General features: G+C 77.3%; 1 protein-coding gene. It reads right to left on the reverse strand.

What is annotated here, in order from left to right:
• Positions 1-334 precede the first annotated feature (334 nt).
• Positions 335-858: acyl-CoA thioesterase (locus tag HW577_RS25795; protein WP_198378925.1), on the reverse strand; the 524-nt coding region annotated here is incomplete at its 5' end.

Raw genomic sequence — 858 nt, forward strand, 5'->3', positions numbered from 1 at the left:
CGGGCGGGTCCACGTCCGAGGACCCGCCGGGCGGGAAGCCGATGATGATGCGGGCCGGCCGCTGCACGGTCTGGGCCCGCGCCGCGCCAGCGGCCGCGAGGGTGGCGGCGAGGCCGAGCGCGGCGCGGCGGCCGATGGCGAAGGTCATGGCGCGGAGTCCTCCCTGTGCTTGCCGCCGACATAGGGCCTGGACGGCCAGCCGCGCCAGGGGGATGCGCCATGCCGATCGAGGGGCGCGGGGCGCGGAGCGGCATGCGCCGGGCGCCGCCGGATGGCTGCCGCGGTTGCGCCCAAGGGCGACGCAGGCCGCCCGCACACGCCCAGGTGCGGCGCGCTACAGGCCGAGGCCTGGCACCAGCAGCGCTTCGAGCGCCGCGCGTTGCGCCGGCGGGATCGCGATCGCCTTGCGCGCCTTGAGGTCGAAGGCGACGCCCACGGCCTCGGCCGCCGCGACCGGGGCGCCGGTCTGCCCATCGTGCAGGATGTGGGTCCAGGTGCTGGTCTTCTCGCCCAGGGCGCGCAGCCCGCTGGTGACGGTTACGAGTTGCCCCGCGCGCAGCGGGGCGAGGTGCATCAGGCGGTATTCCAGCGCCGCGCCGCCCACGCCTTCCTCCTTCACGCCCAGGCCCGTCCCGCGGTTGCGCAGATTCGGCACGCCGTCCCAGACGCGGGCGATGACGCCATCGGGGCGCATGATGCCGTCCGTGTCGCATTCATGCGGGCGGACGGCGCCGCGATAGGCCTCGGCCAGGCCCATGGCGAGCGCGGCGGCGCGGTCGGGCAGCGGGCGGGGCGGCGCAAAGGACAGGCCGCGCGGCGCGGCATGGTCGGGCAACGCGACACGCAGCGCCGCGGCGC

Source organism: Neoroseomonas rubea, from assembly GCF_016106015.1.
Taxonomy (GTDB): domain Bacteria; phylum Pseudomonadota; class Alphaproteobacteria; order Acetobacterales; family Acetobacteraceae; genus Neoroseomonas; species Neoroseomonas rubea.